Annotated in this window: 4 protein-coding genes; 2 read left to right on the top strand and 2 right to left on the bottom strand. The window is 30.6% G+C overall.

Translation table 11 applies throughout. The features are described from left to right. Positions 1–79 precede the first annotated feature (79 nt). Positions 80–1,264, top strand: a complete 1,185-nt coding sequence (locus AC1DRF_RS19240; RefSeq protein WP_477741420.1) for a spr1629 family repressor/antitoxin — start codon at positions 80–82, stop codon at positions 1,262–1,264. Positions 1,265–1,345: 81 nt separating this feature from the next. Here the strand turns inward: AC1DRF_RS19240 and AC1DRF_RS19245 are convergent, their stop codons facing one another. Both AC1DRF_RS19245 and AC1DRF_RS19250 read right to left on the bottom strand, forming a co-directional pair. Then, positions 1,346–1,663: a hypothetical protein gene (locus AC1DRF_RS19245; protein ID WP_221814783.1), complete on the bottom strand. Its 318-nt coding sequence runs from the start codon at positions 1,661–1,663 to the stop codon at positions 1,346–1,348. Positions 1,664–1,760: 97 nt separating this feature from the next. Further along, the gene (locus tag AC1DRF_RS19250) at positions 1,761–2,429 is read right to left on the bottom strand and encodes a DUF4145 domain-containing protein (RefSeq protein ID WP_477741421.1); all 669 of its coding nucleotides are present in this window, start codon (positions 2,427–2,429) and stop codon (positions 1,761–1,763) included. A gap of 228 nt (positions 2,430–2,657) precedes the next feature. On the opposite strand from AC1DRF_RS19250, the gene AC1DRF_RS19255 reads away from it, so the two are divergent. After that, on the top strand, positions 2,658–3,716 hold the full coding sequence (locus AC1DRF_RS19255; protein ID WP_260620829.1) for a putative phage abortive infection protein: 1,059 nt from the start codon (positions 2,658–2,660) through the stop codon (positions 3,714–3,716). Positions 3,717–3,769 lie beyond the last annotated feature (53 nt).

Consider the following 3,769-nt stretch of genomic DNA (forward strand, 5'->3'; position numbering starts at 1 on the left):
AAGAAGAGCTGGATAAAGAAAAATCAGACGATGATGATAAGAGTTAGAAGTAGAAATATAGTTTAGGAGGTAGATATCCATGTTTGTTGGTACAAATTTGACCAACATTCGAATTCTCCATGGTTATACAAGGAAACAACTTGCTGACATGCTTGAAATTACTGAGCAATCTGTTTGGCAATATGAGAATGGTTATATGTCTCCAAAATTGGAAGTTGTTAATGAATTGAAAAAGATTTTCAGAGTAAAAAGTAAATATTTTTACTCTGAAGATTTCCTTAATAAAAATGGAAAATCGAATATACAGCAAGGCCATATCGCTTATCGAGCTCAAATTATAAATAGTGCTCAAAAAACTCAAAGTGAAGCTAAAAATATTGAATATATCAGCGCATTTTTGAATGTTATAGAAAAGAAACTTCATTATCCAAAGAATGAAATCGTCATTTTGAGAGAAAAGGTCATTGAATATATGATTAATTCAAATGACGAGCCTAAGGTGAAAATTCATCAAGCAGCTAAGATGGCAAGAGAATTTTTAGGATTAGATAACAAAAGCAACTTAAATTTGTTATTTATTCTTGAAAAAAAAGGATTATTTATCTTTGAAAAAGCTATAGGGGAAAAGATAGACGCTTATAGTTTATGGTCTGAGGACGACAGACCTTTTATAATGTTGGGAAATTTAAAACGCTCTGCAGTTAGAAGAAATTTCGACTTAGCTCATGAACTAGGGCATTTATTATTACACTATAAAGTTGAATTTTCTTCTTTAGATAATAAATCGCATAGACAGTATGAGCAAGAAGCCGATTGGTTTGCAGGGGCTTTTTTACTCCCTGAGGAAGAATTCACTAAAGACTTTAGTACTCTTCCAAGAAAATCAAATCCTGATTCTTATATGGATTTAAAAAAGAAATGGCTTGTTTCTTTCCAAGCGCTTGCTTATCGAGCTCAATTTCTAGACTTGTTAGACTATCAACAGTATAGATATTTCAACATAAAGTTGAATCAACTCGGGTATAAAGTAGTTGAACCACTTGATGATAAGTTGAAAGTTATGAGACCTGGAAAAGTAAGAAGTATCTTGCAACTATTGTTTGATAAAAACTACCTATCATTACGAACTCTTTTAGATACGCTTATGGTTGACATAGAATTTTTGTCTAATTTGCTCGGAATAGAAGAAGAATTCTTCAAGAAGTATCAAAATGATTTATCAAAAGAGTTCACAGTATCCGATTTAAATTTAAAAGCAAAATAAGGTCTTTATTAATTTGATTTAAAACACCGTACTTACTTGTACGGTGTTTTTTATTATGAAAGCATTTCAAAAAATGTACACTTAATTTCTTAAATACCTTTTAGCATTTTTTTCTGCTAAGCTCCTACCATAAGGGGTAATTTCTATGAAGTCATCTTCATATGGAATGCAGTTCTCTATTCTATCTTTCGGACCACGAAACAGTATTCCTCTAATTAAGCCATTCTCTTGAAAATGATGAAGTAATACTTTATATTCATTAAAATCAGAAAAACCAGTATTTTTTTCGACAAATTCAGGAGTTAATATTTTCTCTCTACTCGTCTTAGTACTGGAGTCATCCTCCAAGCTATAGTATATTGCAATCAAAGTTAAACTTTCTAAGTCCTCTCGCTTCATATTATCATCCCTCCTTCAAACCTTACTAATTCGACATGTTAACTTACAAACCTTTTACAAATTAATTAAATATTACACTTTTAGAATTTTATTTTAGTTATTGCTTTACTACCTCAACTTCTGCTTTTACAGATGATGTAATTTCTATTGTAGCTTTTACAGATTTTTTCCTAATTTCATTTTGAATCTGTTCAATTTGCTTTGGTAAATTATAAACATAATCCAAGATGATATTGGTGAATTCAATCATAGAAGGCACTAAATCATGGTTGAATTCTTCTTCGTCTGCATGAACAGCAGCGTTTCCAATTTCTCTCAAGACACTTGCCATATCATTTAAAATTGGAGGTAACACTCCCTTATCTGATAAAGATTTCAACATTCTATATAAATTTTTACCTTCTTCACCTTTGTCTTTGCACATCATTTCAAGAGTCCTACGTATGGCAATAGCGCAAATTGCACCGTCGATTTGCTTCACCTTTAATGCGGCTTCAAACGCTTTTGCAACATTTTTAGGAATATAATTTTCTTCTATCGTCTTAAATGGATATAATAATTCTTCTGAAATTATTGGTTGTCCACCTGGTTCAGTTTCCTCGCTATTTTGACTAGCTTTCTCTAAAGTAACATTAATACAAACAGGACATAAGAAAAGACACCACTCTGTTAAATAGGTAATTACTTCAACGGGTCTGTAAGGGTCGTAGGTATAATCCCAATTTTCTTCCGTTTCTTTGTGGAGATACTTCGCTACTTCTTTCATGGCTGTTTTATTACCACAATGATGACATGTTAATACTTTCTCGGTTTTCATACTCATAGTTCTTCACCTTTCCTATCTTGTCGTATTACAATATTTCGACAAGAAAAAATATTTTCCCTGTAAATAAATAGCTATTTTATACTAATAATCTTACAATTATTAAAATTTTTGATAGTAAAAATTCCTCTAGTAAGATAAAATCGAACTATTACCAAAGGAGGAATAATTTTGAAAGATGAAGAACGAAATCCTAATAAAAGTAAGGAATCTAAGCTATCAGATATTTCTGTTATTATCCTTACAATTTTAGGAGTATTATTTATAATCACGTCAATTGCAATGCCCTTTATAATAAGAAACTATTATAAATCACGGATAGTAAATTATAAAACTTTGGCTAATATAGGAGCAGTCGGAGATTTTATAGGTGGGACAACGGTTGCTTTTTTAACAGCGTCAAGTGTTGTCTTGTTATTGGCTACAATTATTATGCAGCGTAAAGAAATAAAAATTAGCCAACAAAGTATTGAGGAATTAGTAAAGCAAACTGCGTCATCAGTAAAACAAGCAGAAGAGGCAAGAAAAGAAACTCAAATAACTAATGAAACTATGAAAAAACAGCAATTAGAAACTACTTTTTTTAATATGCTGTCTTTACATCATCAGATTGTTAATAGTATTAAAATAACAGATTTAAGAAATACTTATACTGGTCGGGGTGCGATTGCTAGGTTAAAAGCTATTTATGAAGATAATTTTGCTAAGAAACTATACTTCCTTGAAAATCCTGAGGGAGGATTAAATGGTTGGGTAAACCACTCTTACACACGCAAAGAATATTTAGAGAAGCTTTTTGAAAATGATGATACTATTAATCAAGAAATATTAGATGAAGTATATAAAGATTTTCATGATGATTATGGGAATAGTATTGGGCATTATATGAGAAACAACTATCGAATAGTAAAATTTATAGTGAATAACGTAGCGAATGACAAAGAAGAACAGGAGAAAATAAAAGAAACAACTGGGCGAGAGCCGATTATAGATGATAAAAGATATTATTTTGGCATGTTACGTTCTCAATGGTCAAATGCTGAATTCGAATTAATACTTGTTAATTCACTATATACAGAAAATCATAAATTTAAAGAGTTGATATTAAAGCACGACGTTTTAGATATGGAGGAGACTAATAATATTCAAGCGTCACCAGAAGTTTTTAAGCTTAAAGAAAGTATGGATAAGTTTAAAGCTTATAGGAAATTAATAGAAATTAGTAAATAGGTTATAATATTTTATTAAAATATATTGGATAGACGAATAAGGAAGCCATTGAC

The organism is Priestia sp. P5_B4, from assembly GCF_056400385.1.